21 protein-coding genes are annotated in these 24,560 nt (G+C 70.0%); 5 read left to right on the top strand and 16 right to left on the bottom strand.

Going from position 1 to position 24,560, the window contains the following annotated elements; all coding sequences use genetic code 11:
* Together ACY34M_RS33340 and ACY34M_RS33335 are read left to right on the top strand one after the other, a co-directional pair.
* Entirely contained in the window at nucleotides 1–948 is a 948-nt protein-coding gene (locus ACY34M_RS33340; RefSeq protein WP_462722077.1) for a heavy metal transporter, read from the top strand.
* Nucleotides 949–1,246: 298 nt separating this feature from the next.
* Nucleotides 1,247–1,687, top strand: a complete 441-nt coding sequence (locus tag ACY34M_RS33335) for an ATP-binding protein (protein WP_462722078.1) — start codon at nucleotides 1,247–1,249, stop codon at nucleotides 1,685–1,687.
* Between the two features lie 73 nt (nucleotides 1,688–1,760).
* Here the strand turns inward: ACY34M_RS33335 and ACY34M_RS33330 are convergent, their stop codons facing one another.
* Nucleotides 1,761–2,864 (bottom strand): bifunctional succinyldiaminopimelate transaminase/glutamate-prephenate aminotransferase, encoded by a 1,104-nt coding sequence (locus ACY34M_RS33330; RefSeq protein WP_462722079.1) that lies wholly within the window; start codon nucleotides 2,862–2,864, stop codon nucleotides 1,761–1,763.
* A gap of 110 nt (nucleotides 2,865–2,974) precedes the next feature.
* Entirely contained in the window at nucleotides 2,975–3,295 is a 321-nt protein-coding gene (fdxA, locus tag ACY34M_RS33325; RefSeq protein WP_356374204.1) for a ferredoxin, read from the bottom strand.
* A gap of 140 nt (nucleotides 3,296–3,435) precedes the next feature.
* On the opposite strand from fdxA, the gene ACY34M_RS33320 reads away from it, so the two are divergent.
* The gene (locus tag ACY34M_RS33320; RefSeq protein WP_462722080.1) at nucleotides 3,436–4,440 is read left to right on the top strand and encodes a GNAT family N-acetyltransferase; all 1,005 of its coding nucleotides are present in this window, start codon (nucleotides 3,436–3,438) and stop codon (nucleotides 4,438–4,440) included.
* 144 nt (nucleotides 4,441–4,584) lie between these two features.
* Complete coding sequence (locus ACY34M_RS33315) at nucleotides 4,585–5,427, top strand: transglutaminase family protein (protein ID WP_462722081.1); 843 nt, start codon at nucleotides 4,585–4,587, stop codon at nucleotides 5,425–5,427.
* Between the two features lie 258 nt (nucleotides 5,428–5,685).
* Here the strand turns inward: ACY34M_RS33315 and ACY34M_RS33310 are convergent, their stop codons facing one another.
* From ACY34M_RS33310 to ACY34M_RS33295, 4 genes are all read right to left on the bottom strand, one after another.
* Nucleotides 5,686–7,767 carry a hypothetical protein gene (locus ACY34M_RS33310; protein WP_462722082.1) on the bottom strand — a complete coding sequence of 694 codons (2,082 nt, stop codon included), beginning with the start codon at nucleotides 7,765–7,767 and terminating at the stop codon, nucleotides 5,686–5,688.
* Between the two features lie 153 nt (nucleotides 7,768–7,920).
* Nucleotides 7,921–8,403 (bottom strand): DUF6113 family protein, encoded by a 483-nt coding sequence (locus tag ACY34M_RS33305; RefSeq protein ID WP_462722083.1) that lies wholly within the window; start codon nucleotides 8,401–8,403, stop codon nucleotides 7,921–7,923.
* Nucleotides 8,403–9,326, bottom strand: coding sequence for an N-acetyl-1-D-myo-inositol-2-amino-2-deoxy-alpha-D-glucopyranoside deacetylase (gene mshB, locus ACY34M_RS33300; protein WP_462722084.1), 924 nt, complete (start codon nucleotides 9,324–9,326; stop codon nucleotides 8,403–8,405). The genes ACY34M_RS33305 and mshB overlap by 1 nt, the downstream gene beginning before the upstream one ends.
* A gap of 49 nt (nucleotides 9,327–9,375) precedes the next feature.
* Complete coding sequence (locus tag ACY34M_RS33295) at nucleotides 9,376–9,570, bottom strand: hypothetical protein (protein ID WP_462722085.1); 195 nt, start codon at nucleotides 9,568–9,570, stop codon at nucleotides 9,376–9,378.
* 163 nt (nucleotides 9,571–9,733) lie between these two features.
* On the opposite strand from ACY34M_RS33295, the gene ACY34M_RS33290 reads away from it, so the two are divergent.
* Nucleotides 9,734–11,851, top strand: coding sequence for a S9 family peptidase (locus ACY34M_RS33290; protein ID WP_462722086.1), 2,118 nt, complete (start codon nucleotides 9,734–9,736; stop codon nucleotides 11,849–11,851).
* Nucleotides 11,852–12,026: 175 nt separating this feature from the next.
* On the opposite strand, the gene ACY34M_RS33285 is transcribed toward ACY34M_RS33290, so the two are convergent.
* The 10 genes from ACY34M_RS33285 to ACY34M_RS33240 all read right to left on the bottom strand — a co-directional run bounded on the left by ACY34M_RS33285 (nucleotide 12,027) and on the right by ACY34M_RS33240 (nucleotide 24,124).
* On the bottom strand, nucleotides 12,027–13,163 hold the full coding sequence (locus tag ACY34M_RS33285) for an ABC transporter ATP-binding protein (RefSeq protein WP_462722087.1): 1,137 nt from the start codon (nucleotides 13,161–13,163) through the stop codon (nucleotides 12,027–12,029).
* The gene (locus tag ACY34M_RS33280) at nucleotides 13,147–14,142 is read right to left on the bottom strand and encodes an ABC transporter ATP-binding protein (RefSeq protein WP_462722088.1); all 996 of its coding nucleotides are present in this window, start codon (nucleotides 14,140–14,142) and stop codon (nucleotides 13,147–13,149) included. The genes ACY34M_RS33285 and ACY34M_RS33280 overlap by 17 nt, the downstream gene beginning before the upstream one ends.
* 6 nt (nucleotides 14,143–14,148) lie before the next feature.
* Nucleotides 14,149–15,075 carry an ABC transporter permease gene (locus ACY34M_RS33275; protein WP_462722089.1) on the bottom strand — a complete coding sequence of 309 codons (927 nt, stop codon included), beginning with the start codon at nucleotides 15,073–15,075 and terminating at the stop codon, nucleotides 14,149–14,151.
* Nucleotides 15,068–15,991: an ABC transporter permease gene (locus tag ACY34M_RS33270; RefSeq protein WP_462722090.1), complete on the bottom strand. Its 924-nt coding sequence runs from the start codon at nucleotides 15,989–15,991 to the stop codon at nucleotides 15,068–15,070. Before ACY34M_RS33270 ends, ACY34M_RS33275 begins: the two co-directional genes overlap by 8 nt.
* 36 nt (nucleotides 15,992–16,027) lie before the next feature.
* On the bottom strand, nucleotides 16,028–17,644 hold the full coding sequence (locus tag ACY34M_RS33265) for a peptide ABC transporter substrate-binding protein (protein WP_462722091.1): 1,617 nt from the start codon (nucleotides 17,642–17,644) through the stop codon (nucleotides 16,028–16,030).
* Nucleotides 17,645–17,872: 228 nt separating this feature from the next.
* Nucleotides 17,873–19,000: an ABC transporter ATP-binding protein gene (locus tag ACY34M_RS33260; protein WP_462722092.1), complete on the bottom strand. Its 1,128-nt coding sequence runs from the start codon at nucleotides 18,998–19,000 to the stop codon at nucleotides 17,873–17,875.
* Nucleotides 19,001–19,027: 27 nt separating this feature from the next.
* On the bottom strand, nucleotides 19,028–20,089 hold the full coding sequence (locus tag ACY34M_RS33255) for an ABC transporter ATP-binding protein (protein ID WP_462722093.1): 1,062 nt from the start codon (nucleotides 20,087–20,089) through the stop codon (nucleotides 19,028–19,030).
* A 10-nt stretch (nucleotides 20,090–20,099) separates the two neighbouring features.
* The gene (locus tag ACY34M_RS33250; RefSeq protein WP_462722094.1) at nucleotides 20,100–21,077 is read right to left on the bottom strand and encodes an ABC transporter permease; all 978 of its coding nucleotides are present in this window, start codon (nucleotides 21,075–21,077) and stop codon (nucleotides 20,100–20,102) included.
* A 112-nt stretch (nucleotides 21,078–21,189) separates the two neighbouring features.
* A complete protein-coding gene (locus ACY34M_RS33245; protein WP_462722095.1) occupies nucleotides 21,190–22,986 on the bottom strand; it encodes an ABC transporter substrate-binding protein in 1,797 nt (598 codons plus the stop codon).
* A 106-nt stretch (nucleotides 22,987–23,092) separates the two neighbouring features.
* Nucleotides 23,093–24,124, bottom strand: coding sequence for an ABC transporter permease (locus tag ACY34M_RS33240; protein ID WP_462722096.1), 1,032 nt, complete (start codon nucleotides 24,122–24,124; stop codon nucleotides 23,093–23,095).
* Nucleotides 24,125–24,560: the final 436 nt, after the last annotated feature.

Here is a 24,560-nt window from a genome sequence, read left to right as displayed (position 1 = left end):
GTGCCTGAGCCCCCCACTCTCGTCCGGCGCGGCCGCCTCCGACGCATCGGCGCGGCCCTCGTCGTGCTGCTCGCTGTCGCCACGTACGTGGCCGTGCAGTACGCGACCGGGGGTCGCGGCAAGCCGAGATGCACGGTCGTCTCGGCGAGCACCGGGGACGGCGCGGGCGCGACGTACGAGTTCACCTCCGAGCAGGCGGCCAACGCGGCGACGATCGCCGCCGTCGGCACCTCACGCGGCATGCCCGAGCGCGCCATCACGATCGCCCTCGCGACGGCGCTCCAGGAGTCGGGGCTGCGCAACATCGAGCACGGCGACCGGGACTCGCTGGGCCTGTTCCAGCAGCGCCCCACGAAGGGCTGGGGCACCGCGGACCAGATCATGGACCCGGCGTACGCGTCCGAGCGCTTCTACGCGCACCTGGAGAAGGTCCCCGGCTACTCGCGGCTCCCGCTGACCGCGGCCGCGCAGCGCGTGCAGCGCAGCGGCTACCCGCAGGCGTACGCGAAGCACGAGCCGGACGCCATCCTGCTGGCCGCCTCGCTGACCGGTCGCGCCGCCGCGTCGCTCACCTGCGACGGCCGGCCGAGCGGTACGCAGGGCGCGCGGTCCGGGGACCCCGCGCGCGTGAAGGCCGCCCTCGCCCGTGACTTCGGGCGGGACCTGGAGTCGGCACAGGGCCCGGGCAAGGGCTCCGTGCGCATCCCCGTGCCCGCCCCCGTCGACTCGGCCGAGAGCGGCGAGCGGCAGCGCGGCTGGGAGCTGGCGCAGTGGGCGGTGGCCAACGCGTCGGCGCTGCACATCGAGCGGGTCTCCTACGCGGGCCGCGAGTGGACCGCGGACACGTCCGGCCACAAGTGGCACAAGGCGCCGGCGAAGCGGGGCGGCCGGTCCGGTCCGGCGGCCTCGACGTCCGTCGGCGAGGTCCGAATCGTCACTGGGCAGTAGTACGACCCCTCACTCGACGGAGTGAGGCGGATCATGCGCGATGGACGCCGCGCGGGCACCTTCGAACGATCCGGGGCTCTGTCCCCAAGACCCTTGCGAGCAGGCGGCCGTAAGGATTCTGCAGCGTCCGGCGATGCGCGAGGTTTGCCCGTTTCTGCCCACAACTGATAATGCGACGCATTGCAAACCCTTTACGTTTCCGACCCGCAACCTTCCTGGGCCTTGGGGCGGTTGTCACGGCGTCCGATCGTCGTACGACAACCGGGCACCAAACGTTCTCTCCCGCCTAAGGAGCATCATGTCCCTCCCCCTGACCCGCCGGATCGCCCGTGCCGCGCTGCTCGTAGCGGCGGCGGCGCCCGTGGTCGGTGCGGCCGGCTCCGCGAGCGCCGTCGAGCTCCCGGCCACGCCGAACCTGGGCGGCGTGACCGCGCTGGACGGCGCGAACATGGGCAACACCGTGGACAACGCGGCCCAGAGCACCACCGGGCTCGCCGGCAAGACCGGCGGCAAGGCCGTCGAGAAGGTCGTGCCGACCGCGGGCAAGGCCGTCGGCTCGGGCGCCAAGACCGCCGCGCCGGCCGCGCAGAAGGCCGCGGGCGGGCTCGCCGGCAGCGCCGGTGACGTCGTCGGCGACACGGCCGGGTCCGCGACGGACGGCGGGCTGCCGGTGGGCGGCGACAGCCTGCCGACCGACACGCTGGGCAACCTGCCGGTCGACGGCCTGCCGCTCAGCTGACCTCGGGTCGACCAAGAACGGGGTGCCGGGAGCGTTCTGCTCCCGGCACCCCGTTCCGCTGCTGCGGGCCGTCTCAGGACAGCCGGGCCACCGCCGCCGCGACGCGCTCGTCCGAGGCGGTCAGCGCGACGCGGACGAACGTGGCGCCCGCCTCTCCGTAGAAGTCGCCCGGCGCGACCAGGATGCCGAGCCCGGCCAGGTGGGCCACCGTGTCCCAGCAGGACTCGTCGCGGGTCGCCCACAGGTACAGGCTCGCCTCGCTGTGCTCGATGCGGAAGCCGTGCGCGAGCAGCGCCGCGCGCAGCGACTCGCGGCGGGCCGCGTAGCGCTCCCGCTGCACCCGTACGTGCTCGTCGTCGCCGAGCGCCGCGACGACCGCCGCCTGCGTCGGCGCGGAGGTCATCATGCCGCCGTGCTTGCGGATCTGGAGCAGCGGGCCGAGGACGGCCGGGTCACCGGCGATGAACGCCGCCCGGTAGCCCGCCAGGTTCGACCGCTTCGAGAGCGAGTGGACCGCGACCAGGCCCTCGTACGAGCCGCCGTTGACGTCCGGGTGCAGGACGGAGACCGGGTCGGCCTCCCAGCCCAGCTCCAGGTAGCACTCGTCCGAGAAGATCAGGACGTCGTGCTCGCGGGCCCACGCGACGATGCGCGTCAGCTCGTCCTTGTCGAGCACGCGGCCCGTCGGGTTCGACGGCGAGTTGAGCCACAGGAGCTTCAGGTCGGTCGGGTCCAGCTCGGTCGGGTCGTCGTAGACGACGTACTCGGCGCGGGCGAGGCGGGCGCCGACCTCGTACGTCGGGTACGCGAGGCGCGGGTAGGCGACCTTGTCGCCGGGGCCGAGACCCAGCTGGGTGGGGAGCCAGGCGACGAGTTCCTTGGAGCCGACGACCGGCAGGACGTTCGTGTGGTCGAAGCCGCGGGCGCCGAGGCGGCGTTCGCACCAGCCGACGAGCGCGTCGCGCAGCTCGGGGGTGCCCCAGACCGTCGGGTAGCCCGGCGAGTCGGCGGCGTCGACCAGCGCCTTCTGGATCAGCTCGGGCACCGGGTCGACCGGCGTGCCGACAGAGAGGTCGACGATGCCGTCCGCGTGGGCCGCGGCCGTCTTCTTGTACGGCTCCAGCTTGTCCCAGGGGAAGGTGGGGATGCGGTCGATGGGGGCTGGGACGGTGGACACCTGGGTGGCTCGCTTTCTCGCGACGTGGTGGACAAATGCCTCGGTCCCGTACGGCAGTCAGAGCCGTACGGGACCGGGGCAGCGCCTGTGCGTACCGCTGAACTCGGAAATTACTGGTTCTGCGGCGGCAGCGCGGCGATGAAGGGGTGGTCCTTCTCGATCAGGCCCATCTTCGAGGCACCACCGGGCGAGCCGAGATCGTCGAAGAACTCGACGTTCGCCTTGTAGTAGTCCTTCCACTCCTCAGGAGTGTCGTCCTCATAGAAGATCGCCTCGACCGGGCAGACCGGCTCACAGGCACCACAGTCGACGCATTCGTCCGGGTGGATGTACAAGGACCGGGAGCCCTCGTAGATGCAGTCGACCGGGCACTCCTCGATGCACGCCTTGTCCTTGACGTCGACACAAGGCTGCGCGATGACGTAGGTCACGCTGTCGTTCCTCCTCGATAGGGCGCTGGCGGGCCTCCGCAGGCTCCGCCGCCTGGCGCGCGGGAGCGCGGCGTCGTCGATGCCCGCCCCTAGTATCTCCGTTCCCGGGCATGATCCGAACAGGAGGGGTGGGGCGAGCTGTGGAATTCACTGCGGGCGGACGCCTGGAAGTCCGCATTTCTGGCGCTGACGTGGGAAAACGCGTCTCTGTGCGACGGGTGAGCGGGGATGATTCCGCGGGTCGAAAGTTCACCGACACCGTCGGTGTTCTCACATCGTGGGACGACGGTGTGCTGCTCATCACACGAAGAAACGGTGAAGGTGTGCGGATCGAGGAGTCCGCACTGGTCGCGGGGAAGGTCGTGCCGGCCGCTCCCGCCCGCAGGCGCGGCCCCTCGGCGACGTATCCGGAGCTCGCGCGCGTCGCCGCGCGCGCCTGGCAGCCGACCGAGAGCGAGCGTCTCGGCGAGTGGGACCTCAGGGCTGCCGAAGGATTCACCCGCCGGGCCAATTCCGTGCTCCCTCTGGGTGACCCCGGCCGTCCGCTCGACGACGCGCTGGAGCGCGTACAGGAGTGGTACGCGGCCCGTGGGCTTCCCGCGTACGCGCAGACGGCGACCGGGGCCGAGGGAGCGCAGGAAGTCCTGTGCGCCGGGCTGGAGGAGCGCGGCTGGGTGCGCGAGGTGAGCGCGGAGCTGCGGATCGCGGCGCTCGCGCCCATCGGGGACGCGCCGGATGCGCCGCACGTGGTGCTGAGCCGTGCGCCGGGGCCCGCCTGGCTCGCGCGCTACCAGCGCAAGGGAGCGAGCGAGGTGGCGCTGAAGGTGCTGTGCGCCGGGCCATCGGTGTGGTTCGCGACCGTGCCGGGCGAGGGTGAGGTGCCCGCCGCGATCGGGCGCTGTGTGGTCGACGGGCGGTGGGCCGGGTTCGCCGCCGTCGAGGTCGACCCCGCGCAGCGGCGGCGCGGGCTCGCCACGGACGTGATGACGGCGCTCGCGCGGCAGGCGCTCGACGAGGGCGCGTCGGCGGCCTGGCTCCAGGTCGAGTCGGACAACGAGGGGGCGCGCGCGCTGTACGACCGCCTCGGTTTCGCGACACATCACGCCTACCACCACTACCGTGCTCCGGAACGGCATGGCGAGTGACGCGCATTTCCGGCCGGGGGCCCGGGGGTTGCCCCCGGAAGACGCAGTACCACTACCGTGCTCCGGAACGGCGCGGCGGTTTCGTCGACTGATGCCGTCTCGACGGATGCCGTATCGATCGGCCTGAGAGGGCACGAGGCACGTATGTCCCCCCACCTTTCCCCCCGTTCCACGGAGCTGCGGCGCAGGTTCGCCGAAGAGGCGCGGGCCGAGCGGCCCGATCTGGCGCAGCTGTGTCTGCTGCTCGCCGCGCAGGGCGACGCCTCGCTCGACGAGGCGGGCATGGACGCCGTGCAGATCGAGCTGGACGAGCTGGCCGGGCGGCTGCCGTACCGGCCGGGCTCGCCGCACGCCTGGGCCACCGCGTGCGCCGAACTGCTCGGCGCGCGCGCCGGTTTCCACGGCGCGCCGAACGACTACCAGCGCCTGGAGTCCTCGCTTCTGCACGAGGTCGTACGGCGTCGCAGAGGGCTGCCGATCCTGTTGTCGGTGGTGTGGCTGGAGGTCGCGCGGCGGGCCGGGGCGCCGGTGTGCGGGGTGGCCCTGCCGGGGCACTTCGTGGTCGGGTTCGGGGAGCCCGAGGAGCAGGTGCTGGCCGATCCCTTCGACGGTGGCCGGGTGCTGACCGGGGCGGACGCGCAGACGCTGGTGGCGGGGGCGACGGGCGGCCCGCTCGATGCGTCGATGCTGCGGCCCGCCGACCCGCTGGACGTGGTGCTGCGGATCCTCAACAACATCCGGGCGTGGGCGGCGACCCGGCCCGAGCGCTCCGACGTGTCGCTGTGGGCCGTGGAGCTGTCCCTGCTGCTGCCCTCGCATCCGGCGCGACTGCGCTACGAGCGGGCCCAGCTCCTCGTCCGGCGCGGCGACTTCGTGAACGGGGCCGTGGAGCTGGAGGCCTACGCGGACGTGGTCGGGGCGGTCGACGAGACGATGGCGGAGTCCGTGCGGGAGCAGGCGCGCGCGGCCCGCGCAATGCTCAACTGACCCCTGCCTCCGACCCCTACAGCCAGCCCTTCTCCCACGCGGCGGCCGGCTCCGCGTTGGTGCGGCCGTCCGCCGCCGCGCGCAGCACCTCGCGCTCCCGGTCCGCGGTGATCGCCTCGCGCGGGCTCGTGCCGAAGACGCGGGCCTCGCCGGTGTCGGCGGGACGCGGGCCGAGGAGCAGGTGCGCGGCAGTGTCGACAAGCGTGAGTCCCGCATGACGGATGTCATGCGGGACTCGTGACGCGGGAGCGGGCGGAGTTACGGGACGTTCGTTTGGATCTCCGCGGTGCGCTCGGCGGTGGTCTTGCCGAGCAGCGCCTTGCCGATGGCGGCTGCCACGTCCGTGGGCTGGACCGGCGTCTTCTTGCCGGTGCCGCGGGTGACCATGACGCCGTCGAAGGTCGTCCCGTAGAGCTTCTTGAGCTCCACGAGGTCGTACTTCTCGACCAGCTTGCCGTTGACCGGCTGCACGCTGAGGATCTTCGGCAGCGACTTGTCGGGGCCGAACTGGATCGAGGCGCTGCCCGCCTTGACCGTGATCAGTCCGGACATCGCGGGCTCGGCGAACTGCTGCATCTTCCGGTCGACCTCGGCGTCCGGGATCGTCGGCTTGTGCGTCTCGGTGGCCAGCGGGACCGCGCCGGACGAGCCGGTCGAGATCTGCGTGCGGTACGCGTCCTTGACCGCGGCGGCCGACTGCGCGAGGTCGAGCCCCTTGCCGGTCTTGCCGTAGACGGGGACGGCCTTGCCCGGCTCGAACCTGATCGTGCCGTCGCCGGACGCGGCGGCGCCGCCCGCGGCCCGCTCCAGGGACGCGGCCAGCTTCTCCTCGTCGATGGGCACGACCGGGTCGACGACCCGCTCGTTGCCGAACAGCGAGCCGATCACCGAGACCGGGTTGTAGTCGCTGCCCGCGGCGGCCGCCACGGTCGAGGCGGTGTCGAGGGAGAGCCCCGCCTGCGCCGGCTGGAGCTGCACCGTCTTGCCGCCGATCTGGAGCTTCAGCGCCTGCTCGGTGCGCTTGCCCAGGGCGTTCTCCAGCTTGGTGGTCGCCTCGTCGCGAGTGCCACCGCCGATGTCGACGCCCGCGACGGTGGTGCCCTTCGGGACGTCGGAGTGGTTCATCAACAGGCCCGCGCCGTAGGCGACTCCGGCCAGGCCGACGACGCCCGCGCCGAGCAGCACCAGCTTGTTGCGGCCCTTCTTCTTCGCGGGGGCCGGGGTGGCCTGCACCGGCTCGGGCAGCTTCGGCGGGGTGTGCACCGCCGGGGAGTCCGGGCCCTGCTGGAACGGGTCTGAGGCGCCGGGCTTCTTGGGGCCGCCGCCGGTCGCGGAGATGACGGGCATGCCGCTGGTGAGCGTGTCGCCCGACACGTTGTCCCGGTTGGCCGGGGGCTCCGGGGCCGGCTTCTGCGGCGTGAGGATCGCGGTGTCGTCGCTCATCCGCGGCGGCGTCCGGCCTGCGCCGGGGACCTGCGGGTCGGGCGCGGGCGGCGGGGACATGGGTCCGTCGCCCGCGGCCGGGCCCGAGGTGGGGCCGGCCGGGCCGTCGGATCCGGGGCCGCGGCCGGGCGCGCCCGAGTCCTGGTTGGCGGAGAAGTACGGCAGGTCGTCACGGGGGCCGGGGCCGCCGCCGGTGCCGAGGGGGCCGGCCGCCACGGCGCCGGACACGTCGAATCCGCCGGAGGAGCCGCCGGGGCCGCCGGTGGGTCCGCCCGAAGTGCCGGACGGTCCGCCGGGGTTGGGGCCCGGAGCGGCGGGCGGCTTCGGGGCGCCGGTGGCCGGGCCACCCGTACCGGTCGCCGGACCCGTACCGGTCGCCGGGCCACCCGCACCGCCGCGGGTCCCCGCCGGGGACTTGCGCGGTGCGAACCAGTCGCTCGTCTTCTCCTCGCGCTGCGGCGCGGGAGGAGCGGGAGCGGCGGGCGTCGCGGCCTCGGGGGCGGGCACGGAGCCCGTGTCCGCCGAGGTGCCGAACGCGGTGGGTCCCGAGGGGCGACCGCCCTGTGCAGCCTCCGGCGAGGAGGCGATGGGCGGCTTGGGGGCGTCGGCGCCCGGGTCGGCGGCGGACTGCGCCTTGCCGTCGACGTCGCTCATGGGTGTCCGCATGACGACCGGCGGGATCGGCCGGGAGCCGGGGATGTTGATCCGGATCCGGGTCGTCAGCGTCGTCTCGGTCTTGGGTGACTCCGGGGCGCCCTGGTCACCCGGCGGCGTCGGTCCGGCGTCACCGGACGCCCCGCCCTGCGCGGGCGATCCGTACGGAGGCGTCCCCGACGGGTACGCGGCAGCGCCGCGCCCCTGGGGCCCGGAGGACGAACTGTCAGTTTCACGGCTCAAGGCAGGTTCTCCCGGTTGGCTCCGCCGCCCGTCTCGACCTCGCGCGGGCTGCTCGGCGGCGCGCACCACCATACTGGCCGCCGCCGGAAGTCACTGTGTGACGGATGACGAAACCGGAACGGCTCACGCCACGCGACGTCCCAGGGTGCTCCTTCACTTCCCAAGTCGGGAGGCGGGCGCGGGTGGTTGCCCGGGCAGCCAGAAGGTGGCGCACATCACAGCAACAGCCATCCCTCCGAGGAGGAAGAGGTACGAGCCCACTCCTGCGCCGAACAAAAAGTCGCCCTCGGGACGGCTGGCGGTGAGCAGAATCACCGAGAGCACCCAGCCGGCCGCGGGCGCGACCGCCCCGGCGCGACCGCCCATCAGTCGCGCCCCGCCGTGGAAGACTCCCGCGGCCCCGAGGAGCGCGAGCAGCAACCCGCCCGGAAACCAGCCACCTTGAAGGAGCGCGCCCGCGACGGCGACGAGCGCGCCGAGGACGAACAGGGCGAGCAGGGCGGCGCCCCGTCCCGCGCTGAACCCGCCGAAACCGAACGGCAGGTCGACGTCCCGCGCGGCCCCGCCGGAGGCCGCTCCACCGGAAGCCGTCTTGCCGGAGGACGCCGCGGCCCGCCCGTTCTTGCCACCGCTCATCACGCGCTCACTTCCTCAGTGCCGGCAGATCCGGTGCTGCCGACTCCCTCGAACAGGTCCTTTTCGTACGGCGATCCGGGCTCGCCGCGCACCAACTCGTAGTACTCGATGTCGAACAGCGGCTGCGCCAGGCCGTTGGAGAGCGCGAAGACGCCGAGCGCGTCCGGCACGTCGACCTGCGTGGCGTGCGCGCGCATCGCGGCCGCCTTCCGCTCCACGTAGGGCCGGCCGTCGAGCGCGGTGGTGATCCGCTCGTCGTCGACGACGCCCGGCACGTCGTCCACCACGGCGGCGGTGTCGAAGGGTGTGGCGTCGAGCACGCCCGCGAGCCACCGGAAGCGCTCCTCGACGACCGTGCGCGGCACGCGGTTCCAGTAGATCTTCGCGATCGTGTGCGCCTCCCCGAGGTCGGGCCGGAAGGCGGGCTCGGCGGCGAGGTCGGCGGCGCGCATCGCGACGCGGTGGGCCTGGATGTGGTCGGGGTGCCCGTAGCCGCCGTCCGGGTCGTACGTGACGAGGACCTGCGGACGGGTCTCGCGGATCACGGCGACGAGGTGGGCCGCGGCCTCGTCGAGATCGGTGGACCAGAAGGCGCCCTCCCACTCGTTCTGCGGGGCGCCCATCATTCCGGAGTCGCGGAAGCGGCCGGGGCCGCCCAGGAAGCGGTGGTCGGTGACGCCGAGTTCCTTCATGGCCGCGGCCAACTCGCCGATCCGGTGCGGTCCGAGAATGTCCTCCCGGTCCGGCGCGAGATGACCCAGTTCGTCCGGAATTACCTCGCCCTCTTCGCCGAGCGTGCAGGTCACCAGCGTGACCAGGGCGCCTTCGGCGGCGTACTTGGCCATGGTGGCGCCATTGTTGATCGACTCGTCGTCGGGGTGCGCATGCACGAGGAGCAGGCGCCTACCTGGCATTTCCGTCATGCCCACAGCCTAGAACGCCCGGCTGACACCCGGCCCGCAGCCGGGGCGGCTAGAACTTGATGCCGCCGACCATGTCCGCCACGTTCGTGGTCAGCTGTTTGATCGTGGGAGCGATCGACGAACTCGCCAGATAGAACCCCAGGAGCACGCAGACGATCGCGTGCCCCGCTTTCAATCCCGACTTCTTGATCAGGATGAAGACGATGATCGCGAACAGCACCACGGCCGAGATCGAGAGTGCCACAGCGGTCCTCCTCCAAAGTGATCCGGTCGCCGACGGACTCGTACCCACAGGCTGCTAACGATCATAACTATCCGTGCCCGCGCACGAGTCGCCACCGGGGAGCACGCGATGCGACCGGGAGCGCACGGGGGCGCGCACGGGTCATCTCTCCTAGGCTGCATGAATGACCATCGAGACCTTCCCCCGTCAGCACGCGCGCACGCAGCGCTTCACGTTGGGGGCGCCGCGTGCCTTCACCGTGGCGCCGGACGGTGAGCGCGTCGTCTTTCTTCGGTCCGCCTCGGGCACCGATCGAGCGAACGCGCTGTGGGTGCTTGACGTGGCGAGCGGTCGGGAACGGGTGGCCGCCGACCCGGTGCCGCTGCTCGGCGGGGCCGCGGAGCGGCTGTCGGCCGAGGAGCGGGCCCGGCGCGAGCGCAGCCGCGAGGGCGGCGCGGGCATCGTGGGGTACGCCACGGACGCCGCCGTCGAGTTGGCCGCGTTCGCCCTGTCGGGGCGCCTGTTCACGGCCGAGCTGCGCGCGGGCACGGCGCGGGAACTGCGGGTGCCGGGGCCGGTGTTGGACCCGCGCCCCTCCCCCGACGGGCGGCACATCGCGTACGTGACGCGGGGCGCGCTGCGCGTGGTCGACGCGGAGGGCGAGAACGACCGGGCCCTCGCGGAGCCGGAGTCGGAGACCGTGACGTACGGGCTCGCCGAGTTCGTCGCGGCCGAGGAGATGTCCCGGTACCGCGGCCACTGGTGGTCGCCCGAATCGGACCGGCTGCTCGTGGCCCGCGCCGACGACGCGGACGTGCGGCGCTGGTGGATCGCCGACCCCGCGCACCCGGACCGGGAGCCGGCCCGCGTCGCCTACCCCCGCGCGGGCTCGCCCAACGCGGAGGTGCGCCTGTTCGCGTACGGCCTCGACGGCTCCCGCACCGAGGTGAACTGGGATCGCAAGGCGTACCCGTACCTGGCGCGTGTGCACTGGTCGGCGGACGGCGCCCCGCTGCTCCTGGTCCAGGCCCGCGACCAGCGCAGCGCGCTCTACCTCGCGGTGGACACGGACGACGGTTCGACGCGGATGGTGCACGCCGACGAGGACGACGAGTGGCTGGAGCTGCTGCCCGGTGTGCCGTGCTGGTCGCCGAGCGGGCAGCTCGTGCGGATCGCCGACGAGGGCGGCGCGCGGGTCCTCGCGGTGGGCGAGCGGCCGCTGACCGGACCGCAGTTGCATGTGCGCGCGGTGCTCGACGTGGGCGCGAGCGACGTGCTGATCTCGGCTTCGGCGGGGTCCGACGCCGAGTCCCCGGAGACCGGCGAGGTGCACGTCTACCGGGTCAACGAACTCGGGGTGCGGCGCGTCTCCACGGAGCCCGGCGCGCACTCCGCGGTCCGCTCCGGCGACGTCACCGTGCTCGTCTCCGCGACGCCGGACGCCCCCGGCGCACGGGCGCGCGTGGAGCGCGAGGGCAGGACCCCCGAAAAGGCGGTCGACATCGTCTCGTACGCCGAACGCCCGCTGCTCACCCCGCGCGTGACGCTCACGGAGGCCGCGGGCATCCCGTGCGCCGTCCTGCTCCCTTCCTCGTACGAAGAGGGGGACGGGCCTCTGCCGGTGCTCATGGACCCCTACGGCGGCCCGCACGGGCAGCGCGTCGTGGCGGCGCACAACCCGCATCTGACCTCGCAGTGGTTCGCCGACCAGGGCTTCGCGGTGATCGTCGCGGACGGCCGGGGCACGCCCGGTGTCTCGCCCGGCCGCGAGAAGTCGATCCGCGGCGACTTCACGCTCACGCTGGACGACCAGGTCACGGCGTTGCACGCGCTCGCCGACCGGTTCCCGCTCGACCTGTCCAAGGTCGCGATGCGCGGCTGGAGTTACGGCGGCTATCTGTCGGCGCTCGCCGTGCTACGCCGCCCCGACGTCTTCCACGCGGGCATCGCGGGCGCCCCGGTCACGGACTGGCGGCTGTACGACACGCACTACACGGAGCGGTACCTGGGCGATCCGGCCACGTCCCCGCAGACGTACGCGAAGAGCTCCCTGGTGACCGACGACGGGCTCACGGAGGCCGCCGAGCAGCACCGGCCCATGCTCGTCGTGCACGGGCTCGCGGACGACAACGTGGTGGTGGCGCACGCCCTGCGGCTGTCCTCGGCGCTCCTCGCGGACGGCCGGCCGCACGAGGTGCTCCCGCTGTCCGGCGTGACCCACATGACGCCCCAGGAGCAGGTCGCCGAGAATCTGCTGCTCCTTCAGGTCGACTTCCTGAAGCGGTCGCTCGGCCTGTCCTGAGACGGGTCCGGGCCGGAGCGCGTGAAGCGCTCCGGCCCGGTTCTACGGCACCCGCACGGCCGTACACGACACTCTGGGGCGTTTACATATCGGCGTCGGGTCGGCAGAGTTGCCTGCGTGTAAAGGTGTTCCACCCGCACTTCCGTCGGGACGACCTGCCCCCGGCGCGGAGCGCCTAATCAGATACAGCCTCCGCGAAGTGACAGGCCGAGGGGTGGCTCGCCGGGGTCTCGCCGCCCCGGAAGACCGCGGGCACGGCGAGCAGCGGCACCTCGTCCGCGCAGCGCTGCTGCGCCTTCCAGCAGCGGGTACGGAAGCGGCAGCCGGAGGGCGGATTGGCGGGCGAGGGCACGTCGCCGGAGAGGATGATCCGCTCCCGGCCCTCGCGCGCCTCCGGGTCGGGCACCGGCACCGCGGAGAGCAGCGCCTGCGTGTAGGGGTGCGTCGGGTGGTCGTAGATCTCGGCGTCCGAGCCGATCTCGACGATGCGGCCCAGGTACATCACGCCGACCCGGTCGGAGATGTGCCGCACGATCGACAGGTCGTGGGCGATGAAGACGTAGGACAGGTCGAACTCGCTCTGCAGCCGGTCCAGCAGGTTGACCACCTGCGCCTGCACCGACACGTCGAGCGCGGAGACCGGCTCGTCCGCGACGATGATCTCCGGGCGCAGCGCGAGGCCGCGGGCGATGCCGATGCGCTGGCGCTGCCCGCCCGAGAACTGGTGCGGATAGCGGTTGATGTACTCGGGGTTGAGCCCGACGACGTCGAGCAGGTCCTGGACCTTCTTGCGCCGGTCGCCCTTCGGGGCCACCTCGGGATGGATCTCGTACGGCTCCCCGATGATGTCGCCGACCGTCATACGGGGGTTCAGGGACGTGTACGGGTCCTGGAACACCATCTGGATGTTGCGGCGGACCGCCTTCAGGGCCCGGCCGGACAGCGTGGTGATGTCCTCGCCCTTGTACGTGATGACGCCTGCCGTCGGCCGCTCCAGGTTCACCAGCATCTTCGCGACGGTGGACTTTCCGCAGCCGGACTCGCCCACGATGCCGAGCGTCTCGCCCTGGCCGAGGTCGAAGTCCACCCCGTCGACGGCCTTCACCGAGCCGATCTGCTTCTTGACGAGGACGCCCCGGGTCAGCGGGTAGTGCTTGGTCAGGCCGCGCACCTGGAGGAGGGGTTCGTGGCCCGAGGCCGAACCGTTCTCCGCGTAGTCGTTCTCGGCCTGCGCCTTGTGGAGGAGGTGCGTGGCGATCCGGCCCTCGCGCTTCAGGTCGTCCTTGCTCACATGCTTACCGTGTTGCGGCATCGAGCGTCTCCTTCCAGAAGTGGCAGGCGCTGCGGCGGTCCTCCGAGACACGGGCGAGGGGCGGGACGTCCGTGCGGCACACGTCCTGAGCCATGGGGCAGCGTGGGTTGAAGGCGCAGCCGGGCGGGATGTTCATCAGGTTCGGCGGGAGCCCCTTGATGGCGAACAGCTCCTGCCCCTTCTGGTCGAGGCGCGGGATCGATTCGAGCAGGCCCTTGGTGTACGGGTGGGCGGGCGCCTTGTAGATCTCGTGCACCGGCGCCGTCTCCACGATCCGGCCCGCGTACATCACCGCGATCTTGTCGGCGACGTCCGCGACCACCCCGAGGTCGTGCGTGATGAGGATGAGCCCCATGTTGAGCTCGCGCTGCAACTCCGCGAGCAGGTCCATGACCTGGGCCTGGACCGTCACGTCGAGGGCGGTCGTCGGCTCGTCGGCGATGATCAGCGAGGGTTCCAGGGCGAGCGCCATCGCGATCATGATGCGCTGGCGCATGCCGCCGGAGAACTGGTGCGGGTACTGGGTGACCCGCTCCTTCGCGGCCGGGATCCGCACCCGGTCCATCAGCTCGACGGCCCTGGCCCGCGCGTCCTTCTTGGACATTCCCTTGTGGACGACGAACATCTCGCCGAGCTGCTCCCCCACGGTGAGCACGGGGTTGAGCGAGGACAGCGCGTCCTGGAAGATCATCGCCATCTCGGCGCCGCGGATCCGCCGCCGCTCCTCCTCCTTGAGGTTGAGCAGGTCCTTGCCCTTGAAGAGGATCTCACCGCCCGAGATCCGGCCCGGCGGCATGTCGAGGATGCCCATCACGGCCTGCGCGGTGACGGACTTCCCGGATCCCGACTCGCCGAGCACGGCGAGCGTCTCCCCCTCGTCGACGGTGTAGTTCACGCCGTTGACCGCCTTGGCGACTCCGTCGCGGGTACGGAACTCGACGTGCAGGTCGCGTACTTCCAACAGGTTCGTGTTCGCCACGGTCGGCTACCTCAGCTTGGGGTCGAGGGCGTCGCGCACCGCGTCGCCGAGCATGATGAACGCGAGCACCGTGAGGGCCAGCGCTCCCGCCGGGTACAGCAGCATGTGCGGGGCGTTGCGGATGTACGGGGCGGCGTTGGAGATGTCGATGCCCCAGGAGACCGCGGGTGGCTTGAGGCCGACGCCGAGGAACGAGAGCGTCGCCTCCAGGGCGATGTACGTGCCGAGCGCGATGGTCGCGACGACGATCACCGGGGCGACGGCGTTCGGCAGGATGTGGCGCAGCAGGATCCTGGAGTTGGAGGCGCCGAGGGTGCGCGCCGCGTGCACGTAGTCGTTCTCCTTGACCGTGATGACGGAGCCGCGGGCGATGCGGGAGATCTGCGGCCAGCCGAGCAGCACGATGAACCCGACCACCGGCCACACCGTAGTCGACGTGACCACGGACAACAGGACGAGGCCCCCGAGGATGACCGGGATGCCGAAGAAGATGTCGGCGACGCGGGACAGCAGGGCGTCCGCCCACCGCCCGAAGAAGCCGGCGAGCGCGCCGAGGATCCCGCCGAGGAGCGCCACCCCGGCCGTCGCGCACACGCCGACGGTGATCGAGGCCCGGGCCCCGTACACGGTCCGTGTGTAGACGTCGCAGCCCTGCGCGTCGTAGCCGAAGGGGTGTCCCGAGGTGGCCGTGTCCTGGCCGTGCGCGAGGTCGCAGTCGTTGGGGTCGCCGCCCGCGAGGAGCTGCGGCCAGATCGCGACGATCACCAGGAACAGGATGATCAGCGCGGAGACGATGAAGACCGGGTTGCGGCGCAGCGAGCGCCAGGCGTCCGACCACAGGGAGCGCGCGGGCCCCTCGGCGCCGCCGCCCTCGGGCGTGCTGCCGGGCGTGAGCTGGGCCTCGACGGTGACCGGGGTGACGGGCTCAGGCATAGCGGATCCTCGGGTCAAGGACGGCGTAGAGCAGGTCGACGATGAGGTTGGCGAGCAGGAAGACGATCACCAGGACGGTCACGAAGCCGACCACCGTCGGCGAGGACTGGTGCAGGATGCCCTGGTAGAGCTGGTAGCCGACGCCGCGGATGTTGAAGATCCGCTCGGTCACGATGGCGCCGCCCATCAGGGCGCCGATGTCGGTGCCGATGAAGGTGACCACCGGGATCAGCGAGTTGCGCAGCAGGTGCCGCCAGATGATGCGGCGCCGGGGCAGCCCCTTGGCGACTGCGGTGCGGACGTAGTCGGAGCGGGCGTTCTCGGCGACGGAGGTGCGGGTCAGCCGGGTCACGTACGCGAGGGAGACCGAGGCGAGGACGAGGCCGGGCAGGATCAGCTCGCCGAGCGGCGCCTCGTACGCCACCGACGGCTTGACGATCCCCCACTGCATGCCGAACAGGAGCTGGGCGACCAGGCCGGTCACGAACGTCGGCACGGAGATGACGACCAGGGTGAGGACGAGGACGCCCGTGTCGATGGGCTTGCCGCGCCGCAGCCCGGTGACGACACCGAGGCCGATGCCGATGACGATCTCGAAGACGATCGCCACGAACGTCAGCTTGATGGTGACGGGGTAGGCGCGCAGCAGCAGATCGGCCACCGAGTCGCCGTTGAAGGCCGTGCCGAAGTCGCCCTGGAAGATGTTCCCGAGGTAGATCAGGTACTGCTGGACCAGCGGCTTGTCGAGGTGGAACTGCTCGCGCAGCGCCGCCTGGGTCGCCGGGTCGCAGGCCTTGTCGCCGCAGAGCGCCGCGGTCGGGTCGCCCATGACGTTGACCATGAGGAAGATCAGCAGCGTGGTGCCGATGAACACCGGGATCATCTGCAGCAGCCGTCGGATCACATAACGCCCCACGGCACCTCCCTCAGGTAACCCGAGCGGTCGTGGTTCTCAGTCACTGACGGTCATCTCCTCGAAGACCGGCACGCTGAAGGGGTTGAGCTTCACGTCGTGCACGCGGGTGCCGTAGACGGCGGTGCCGTTCTGGTACCAGAGCGGGATCGCCGGCAGCTGCTCGGCGAGGATCCGCTCGGAGTCCTGGAAGTCCTTGATGGCGTTCTTCGGGTCCGGGTCCGCGTTGGCCTTGTTGATCAGCGCGTCGAACCGCTTGTCGCTCCACTTGCCGTCGTTGCTGGGGGCGCCCGTGGTGTAGACGGGCTGGAGGAAGTTCTGGATCAGCGGGTAGTCCATCTGCCAGCCGCTGCGGAACGGGCCCGAGAACTTGCCGCTCTGGATCTGCGTGCGGAAGTCGGCGAAGGTGCCCACCGGGTTGCCGACGCAGGACTTCGAGTTGCCCATGACCCGGTTGATGCTGTTGCAGATGGCGTCGATCCACTGCTTGTGATTGCCGGTGTCGGCGTTGTAGCTGAGGACGAGCCTGCCGCCGGGGAAGCCGCCGCCCTCGTCGATCAGCCGCTTGGCCTCGTCGGGGTTGTACTCGCAACGGTCGCCGCAGATCTCGGGGTTGTAGCCGCCCTCTTCGCGGAGCACCGGGGACGTCCAGTCCTTGGCCGGGATCCGGGTCTTCTGGAAGATCTTGTCGGTGATCTGCTCGCGGTTGATGGCGAGCGAGATGCCCCGGCGGACCTTGAGGCCGTCGGCCGTGTCCCACTTCTTGTCGTACATGGGGAACATCAGCGTCTGGATGATGCCGGCCGGGGTGTTGATGTACCGGCCGCCCACGTCCTTGTGGAGGTTGTCGAGCTGCTCGGCGGGCACGGCGTCCGTCACGTCGAGCTGGCCGGCCACGACGTCCGTGTACGCGGTGTTGTCGTCGGTGTAGACGAGCAGGTCGACGCCCTTGTTGCGGGGCTTGGTGCCGTTGTACTGGTCGTTGAGGCGCAGCTTCATGCGGCCGCCGCGCTCGTAGTCCGTGACCTCGTACGGGCCGTTGCCGAAGGGCTTCTCCAGCCAGGCGTCGTGGTCGGTGAAGAACTTCTTCGGCAGCGGCGAGAAGGCGGCGTAGCCGAGCATGTCGGGGAAGAGCGAGAACTTCTGGTTGAGCTTGACCGTGAAGTGCGTGTCGTCGACGACCTTGAGCCCCGACAGCTTCTTCGCGGTCGGTTTCCCCTTGTCGGGGTGGACCTTGTCGTAGCCGTCGATGTAGCCGAAGAAGTCGGCGCCGATCTGCGCGTTGGGCAGGTAGGCGGCGTAGTTCCAGGCGTCGACGAAGGACTGCGAGGTGACCTTCGTGCCGTCCGCGAACTTCCAGCCGTCCTTCAGGGTGACCTTGAAGTTCTGCGCGTCGTCGCTCTTGATCGACTTGGCGACGGCGTACTCGGGCTCGGCGGTGTCGGGGTTGTAGAGCTTGAGCCCCCGGAAGATCATGTCGAGGACCTTGCCGCCGTTGACCTCGTTGGTGTTCGCGGGTTCCAGCGGGTTCTGCGGGTCGCCCCACTTGGCCCGCACGATGCCCGACTCGGTGGCCGTGGCCCCGCAGGAGGCCAGCCAGGGCACGACCACCACCAGGGCGGCGGCCAGGGCGCCGGTACGCAGGCCGAGGCGCATCAGGGTCCTCCAGAGGGCGATCCGAAGACAAAGGGGACGAACCTTGCGCCCATTGGACCTGCACGAAGCCCGATACGCCTGTTGTGTCACCCATCTGAGGGCGCGGGCGGGAGCCGGGGCGACGGTGAGGTCGACCGCACGAGGCGGAGCCGTATACGGCCGCACATGACAGCGCCCGGCCCCGACGTCTTCGTCGGGGCCGGGCGCTGTCCGGGTACGGGGGTGCCGTCAGGACGTGGTGTCGTCCTCCAGGGCCGCGAGGGCCGGGTCGAGGACGATGTCCTCCGCGCGTCCCTCGATCGTCGGCTCCTCGGGGAAGTGGCAGGCCGTGAGGTGGCCGGACACGTTGCCCGAGATCTGGACCAGCGGCGGCTCCTCCGTCGCGCACTTGTCCTGCGCCTTCCAGCAGCGCGTGCGGAAGCGGCAGCCGGACGGCGGCGAGATCGGCGAGGGCACGTCGCCCTCCAGGCGGATCCGCTCCCGCTTCTCGGCGTCGAGGTCCGCGTCCGGCACGGCCGACATCAGCGCGTGCGTGTACGGGTGACGCGGGCGGTTGTACAGCGAGTCCCGGTCCGCGATCTCCACGATCTTGCCGAGGTACATCACGGCGACGCGCTGCGAGAAGTGCCGCACGACGGCCAGGTCGTGGGCGATGAAGACGAACGCGATGCCCATCTCCCGCTGAACCTTCTGGAGCAGGTTCACGACCTGGGCCTGGATCGACACGTCGAGCGCGGAGACCGGCTCGTCCGCGACGATCAGCTTCGGCTCCAGGGCCACCGCGCGGGCGACGCCGATGCGCTGGCGCTGACCACCGGAGAACTCGTGCGGGAAGCGGTTGTAGTGCTCCGGGTTGAGGCCGACGATCTCCAGGAGCTCGCGGACCCGCTTCTCCCGGCCGCCGGGCGGGTTGATGCCGTTGATCTCCATCGGTCCCGCGATGATCGAACCGACCGTCTGCCGCGGGTTCAGGGACGCGTACGGGTCCTGGAAGATCATCTGGATCTCGGACCTGACCGGCGCCAGCTGCTTGCGGCTCGCGTGGCTGATGTCCTGACCCTTGTACGTGATGGTGCCCTGCGTGGGCTCGTACAGGCGGGTCAGCAGTCGGCCCGTGGTCGACTTGCCGCAGCCGGACTCGCCGACCAGGCCCAGGCTCTCGCCCGCGTGGACCTCGAAGTCCACGCCGTCGACGGCCTTGACCGCGCCGACGGTGCGGCGGATCGGGAAGCCGCCCTTGATCGGGAAGTGCTTCTGCAGATCCCGGACCTGGAGCAGCGGCTCGGTCTCACGGCCGCGCTGGTCGGGGATCGCGTCGGCGACCGCCGTAGTGGTGTTGCTCTTGTTGTCGCTCATGGTCATGCCCCAGTCGCCGGTTTCAGCTCAGCCCAGCCGGGGCTGAATCGTCTCGATGAACACCTGCTGCTTCTGGTCCGCCGTCAGGTGGCAGGCGGAGCCGCGCCCCGCCGGGAGCTCCGGACGCTCGCCCGAGCAGCGGTCGCCGGACACCTTGTCGGTGAAGGCACAGCGCGGGTGGAACGGGCAGCCCGACGGCGGGTTGAGCAGCGACGGCGGCGAACCGGGGATCGGCATCAGCGGCTCGTCGAGGTCCGAGTTCAGGCGCGGCATCGACCCCAGCAGGCCCCAGGTGTAGGGGTGCTGCGGCTGCTTGAGCACGTCGCGCACGCTGCCCCGCTCCACGGCCCGGCCCGCGTACATCACGAGCAGGTCGTCGGCCATGTTCGCGACGACACCGAGGTCGTGGGTGATCATGATGATCGCGGAGCCGAACTCCTGCTGCAGGTCCTTGAGCAGGTCGAGGATCTGCGCCTGGACCGTCACGTCGAGGGCCGTGGTCGGCTCGTCGGCGATGAGCAGTTCGGGGTTGCAGGCGAGCGACATGGCGATCATGGCGCGCTGTCGCATACCGCCGGAGAACTGGTGCGGGTAGTCGTCGACGCGCTGCTTGGGCTGCGGGATGCCGACCTTCTCGAGCATCTCGATGGCCCGGTCGCGGCCCTCCTTCTTGGAGGCGCCGGTGTGCTTGCGGAACGGCTCGGCGATCTGCCGGCCCACCGTGTAGTACGGCGAGAGGGCGGTCAGCGAGTCCTGGAAGATCATCGCCATCTTGTTGCCGCGGAGCTTCTCCAGCTCGGGCTCCGTGGCGGTGAGAAGCTCCTTGCCGTCGAGGAGGATCTCGCCGTCGATGGTGGTGTTCTTCTTGGGGTGCAGGCCGAGCACGGTCAGGTTGGTGACCGACTTGCCGGAGCCGGACTCGCCGACGATGCCGAGCGTCTTGCCGCGCTCCAGGTCGAAGGAGAGGCCGTCCACCGCCTTGACGGCGCCGTCCTCGGTGGAGAACTGCACCCGCAGGTCGCGTACCGACAAGAACGCGTCGGAACCGGTCGGGGCCGGGGCGTCCTCGGGCTTGGTGAGTGTGGTCACGGGGGTTCTCCTAGGACAGGCGCACGCGCGGGTCGATCACGGCGTACAGGGCGTCCACCACGACATTGCAGATGATGATGAAGGCGGCGCTGATGATCATCACGCCCATGAGGACCGGCAGGTCCTTACCCACGACCGAGTCCCTCGCCAGGCGGCCCACTCCCGCCAGGTTGAAGGTCAGTTCGGTGACCATGCCGCCGCTGAGCAGCGCGGCGATGTCCATGCCGAGGATGGTGATGATGGGGATGAGCGATCCGCGCCAGGCGTACCGGAAGAAGACGTAGCGGCTGCTCATGCCCTTGGCCTTGGCGGCCCTGACATGTTCCTCCTGCAGCTGCTCGATCATCGAGGAGCGCGACATACGGGTGTAGTTGGCGGTGAAGATCGTCGCCATCACGAGCCAGGGGATCAGCAGACCCGAGAACCAGGCGGCCGGATTGTCCGTGAACGGCACGTACTTGGGCCGGCCGAGCCAGCCGGTGCTGTAGACGAAGATGCCCAGCATGATCGGGCCGAGCAGGTAGATCTGGAACGAGCTGGTCACCAGGGAGGCGCCGGAGAAGAGCTTGTCGATCCAGGTGCCGCGGAAGCGGGCGGCGAGCAGACCGGCACCGAGTCCGGCGATCAGGAAGACGATCAGGCCGCCGACCATGAGCGAGACGGTCAGCGGGAGACGGTCCATGATCGTGTCCCAGACCATCTGGTTGTTCCGGAACGAGACACCGAAGCACGGGGCGTTGCAGTGGCCCACCGCGAAGTCACGGCCGACGAAGATCCCCTTGAGGAACTCCCAGTACTGCACCGGAACCGGCTGATCGAGCCCCAGGTTCTTGTGAATGATCGCCAGCGCGTCCGGGGTGCAGTTCTTGCCGCACGCGAGTGTCGCCGGGTCCTGTGGGATGGCGAAGTACATGAAGAACGTGAAGGCGCTGATCAGCAGAAGGATGAGTGCTGCGCCAGACGTCCGGCGTATGAGAAATCGAAGCATGGCAGAAAGCTGCTCTCAGGACGGCGGCGGTGGGAGACCAGGAGGCGTTGTGCGGCGGCCCGGGGGTGAGAGCTCCGCCGCGCTCTCACCCCCGGGAACTGCCTTGTACTGACTACTTCTTGAGGTAGATCCGCGTCGGGTCGGTGTAGTTGGTCACCGACGAGTAGCGCAGACCGCCCACGTTGGAGCCGGCGATCTGGAACACCTTGGTGTAGTAGATCGGGGCAGCCGGGTTGATCTTCTCCGAGATGTACTCGGAGAGCTTCGCGTACTCCTTGGCGCGCTCGGCCGCGTCCGCGATCTTCTGGATGCGGGCGCTCTCGGCGTTCACGTGCTTGTCGTTGACGTGGGAGTAGTTGGAAGCGCCGTCCTGGATGTTGGCACCGTCGTAGGACGGCGGGAAGACGGTGTTGCCGTCGGCCCAGTCCTGGCCCCAACCGGTCATGTACAGGTCCATGCCGTTCTTGACCTTGCCCATCTGCTCGTACCAGGTGGCTTGGTCAACTTCCTTCTTCTGGATGTCGAGCCCGATCTTCTCCAGGTTGTTGATGATCAGGTTCGCCTGCGTGACGCGGACGTCGACGTTGGCGTAGGCGTAGACGAGCTTCTTGCCCTTGGCGCCGGCCTCGTCGATCAGCTTCTTCGCCTTGGCGATGTCGCCGTTCGGCTTCTTCGTCCGGTTGAACGGGTCGAACTTCTCGTCGTAGCCCGGGGTGGCGGGCGACGTCAGCGAGTTGGCGGCGTCACCGCCGTAGGCACCGCCGTCGGCGTGGCCGGCCGCGGTGGCCGGGATCGCCAGGGCGATGGCATCGCGGACCTTCTTGTCCTTGATGCGGTCCATGTTCATGTTCAGCTGCCACACGTACGGGCCGTAGCCCTGCACCGTGCGCTTCATGACCTTCTTGTCGGTCGTGATCTTCTGCAGCTGGGTGGCGTCGATCTGGCCGGAGAACATGACGGCGTTCTTGGCCTCGCCGCGGTCGGCCAGGATCGTCTTGGTCTGGTCGGCCTTGGAGACGTTGAAGTCGATGTTGAACCCGTCCACGTAGTTGTGGCGCATCGGGTCCGTCTTCTCGTCCCACTTGTCGTTGCGGACGAGCTGGAGGCTCTTGCCCGGCTTGTAGGAGGAGATCTTGTACGGGCCGGTGGCGACCGGCTTCTGGTCGTACTTCTGCTTGGTGTCCGTCTTCTCGGGCACGACCGAGTACGCCGCCATGGCCAGGGCCTGCGGGACGTCGGTGTGGGCTTCCTTGAAGTGGAAGACGATGGTCTTGTCGTCCGGCGTGTCCAGGACCGAGTCCGGCAGGTGCTTGCCCTTGTACGGGCCGTCGTACGCCTTGCGGTACGAGGTGCCGGAGCCGGACAGCCACTGCTGGATGTACGTCGGGCCGTCCGTCAGGAACGAGGAGTAGAGCCGCTCGATGGAGTGGCGGATGTCGGCCGAGGTGATGACGTGGCCGTTCTCGTCCTTGATCCCGTCCTTCAGCTCGAAGGTCCAGGTCTTGCCGCCGTCCGAGGACTTGCCGGCGTCCTTGGCGAGGTCACCGACGACCGTCTGGGTGCCCTTGTCGTCCTCGGTGTACGTGGTCAGGCCACGGTAGAGGAGCTTGGAGAGCAGACCGGCGTCGGAGACGTATATCTGGCCCGGGTCCAGGTGCGAGAAGTCGGTCTCCTGGTAGACCTGGGCGGTGCCGCCCTTTCTGGCGCCCGGGATCGCCTTGGCCGGGCCGACGGACTGCTGGGCGGTGCCCAGGACGACCGGCTTGGCCTGGGCCTTCGCGTCGCTCTTGGACTTGCCCACGGTCTTGTTGTCGTTGTTGCTGCCGCTGCTGCAGCCGGTCAGCGTGAGGGCGCCGACAGCGGCGGCGACGATCGTCGCCTGCGCCGTGCGCGAACGAAGGATGCTCATGGAGTTGAATCCACCTGCCTGTGAGTAGTGATCCTTGTGTGCTGCCTGACGCATCCGGCTGTGTCGGTCCGGCGCCCGGGTGGCAGCGACCCTCGGTGATCTCCGGTCAGCGACCGGTCTTGGGATCGAAGGCGTCCCGGATCGAGTCACCGAAGAGGTTGAACGCCACGAAGAAGACGACCATGGCGACACCCGGGAAGTACAAGTAGGTCGGGTCCACCTCGTAGATCTTCGCCGCGGTGGCGAACATCAATCCCCAGTCGGGCGTGGGGTCCTGATAACCGACACCGACGAAGGAGAGGAAGGCGACCGAGAGGATGGTGCTGGGGAGCAGGTACGTGCCCTGGACGATGATCGGCGTCACCAGGTTGGGCAGCAGCTCCTTGCGGATGATCCGCCAGGGCGAGGCGCCGGCGACCTTGGCCGCCTCGACGAACTCCCGCTCGCGCAGCGACAGGGTCACCGCACGCACCAGGCGGGACAGGGTCATCCAGGTGAGCATCCACATGATGCCGGTGATCGCGAGGAAGCGGACGTAGACCGGCGTCTCCTCGTCCGGGGCCACGAAGACCGTGACGATGACGGGCATGGCCGCGACCATGAAGAGCTGGTTGGGCAGCGCCATCATGAAGTCGGTGAGACGGCCGAGCCAGTAGTCGATCTTCCCGCCGAAGTAGCCGGACACGAGGCCGATCACGACGCCGAGGATCACCATGCCGATCGTCGCGCACAGGGCCGTGTAGAGCGACGTACGCATGCCGTAGAGCAGGTACGCGAAGACGTCACGCCCGTAGTTCGGGTCGATGCCGAACCAGTGGTCGGGCGACATGCCGCCGTTGGGCCCGGCCGGCAGGTTGAACTCGTTGAGGAGCGTGGGGTCGTCCTGGCCGTAGAAGGTGTACGGGTCCTTGCCGTACAGCTTGCAGATGACCGGGGCGAGCGCGGCTATCAGGAAGAACGCCAGGACGATCCAGGCGGAGATGACGCCCGTCCTGTCCCGCTTGAAACGCCGCCACATCAGCTGGCCGGGGCTGCGCCCCTCGAGCTTCTTGGGCTCCTTCGCGTCGCCCTGCGGCGCGCTCTCCTTGTCCAAGGCGGAAGAGGTCTCGGTGCCCTCAATCTCGATTGGACTCGTCATGATTCGTCCATTTCACAGGTGTTGGAGACCGTCGAGGGTCGGATCGACCCGGCGGCCGTCGCACGGCGTACGTCACTCGAAGCGCGCGAAGGGGGACCACTGACTGGGGTAAACCCACCCCTGAGGAACTGTCAAAAACCGTCGCAGCGCTGGATCGTCGCCTCGGCCACCGGTACGGGACCGGACACGCCCGCGTGGCCAACACCTGTCATCGGGGACGATGCGACCCATTTGGCGCTTTTGGCACCTTGCATGGGTTCCTCCTCATGAGTCCACTTCGTTCACTGCAAGTGGAGGCAGGAGATCGCCACTTGCCGACACCCCTGACGGCGAAGCTGGCACTGCCTCAGCATGCTCGCGAGTCGCCGCTCCCCATAGCGCGTGACCCATTGACCCGAGCTCTACGCGGACCACTATTAGCCACAGCCGCTGTCGC

This window comes from Streptomyces sp. EDA2-14, from assembly GCF_054963755.1.
The sequence above is the reverse complement of the archived record's forward strand: the minus strand, read 5'-3'. Positions and strand labels throughout refer to the sequence as shown.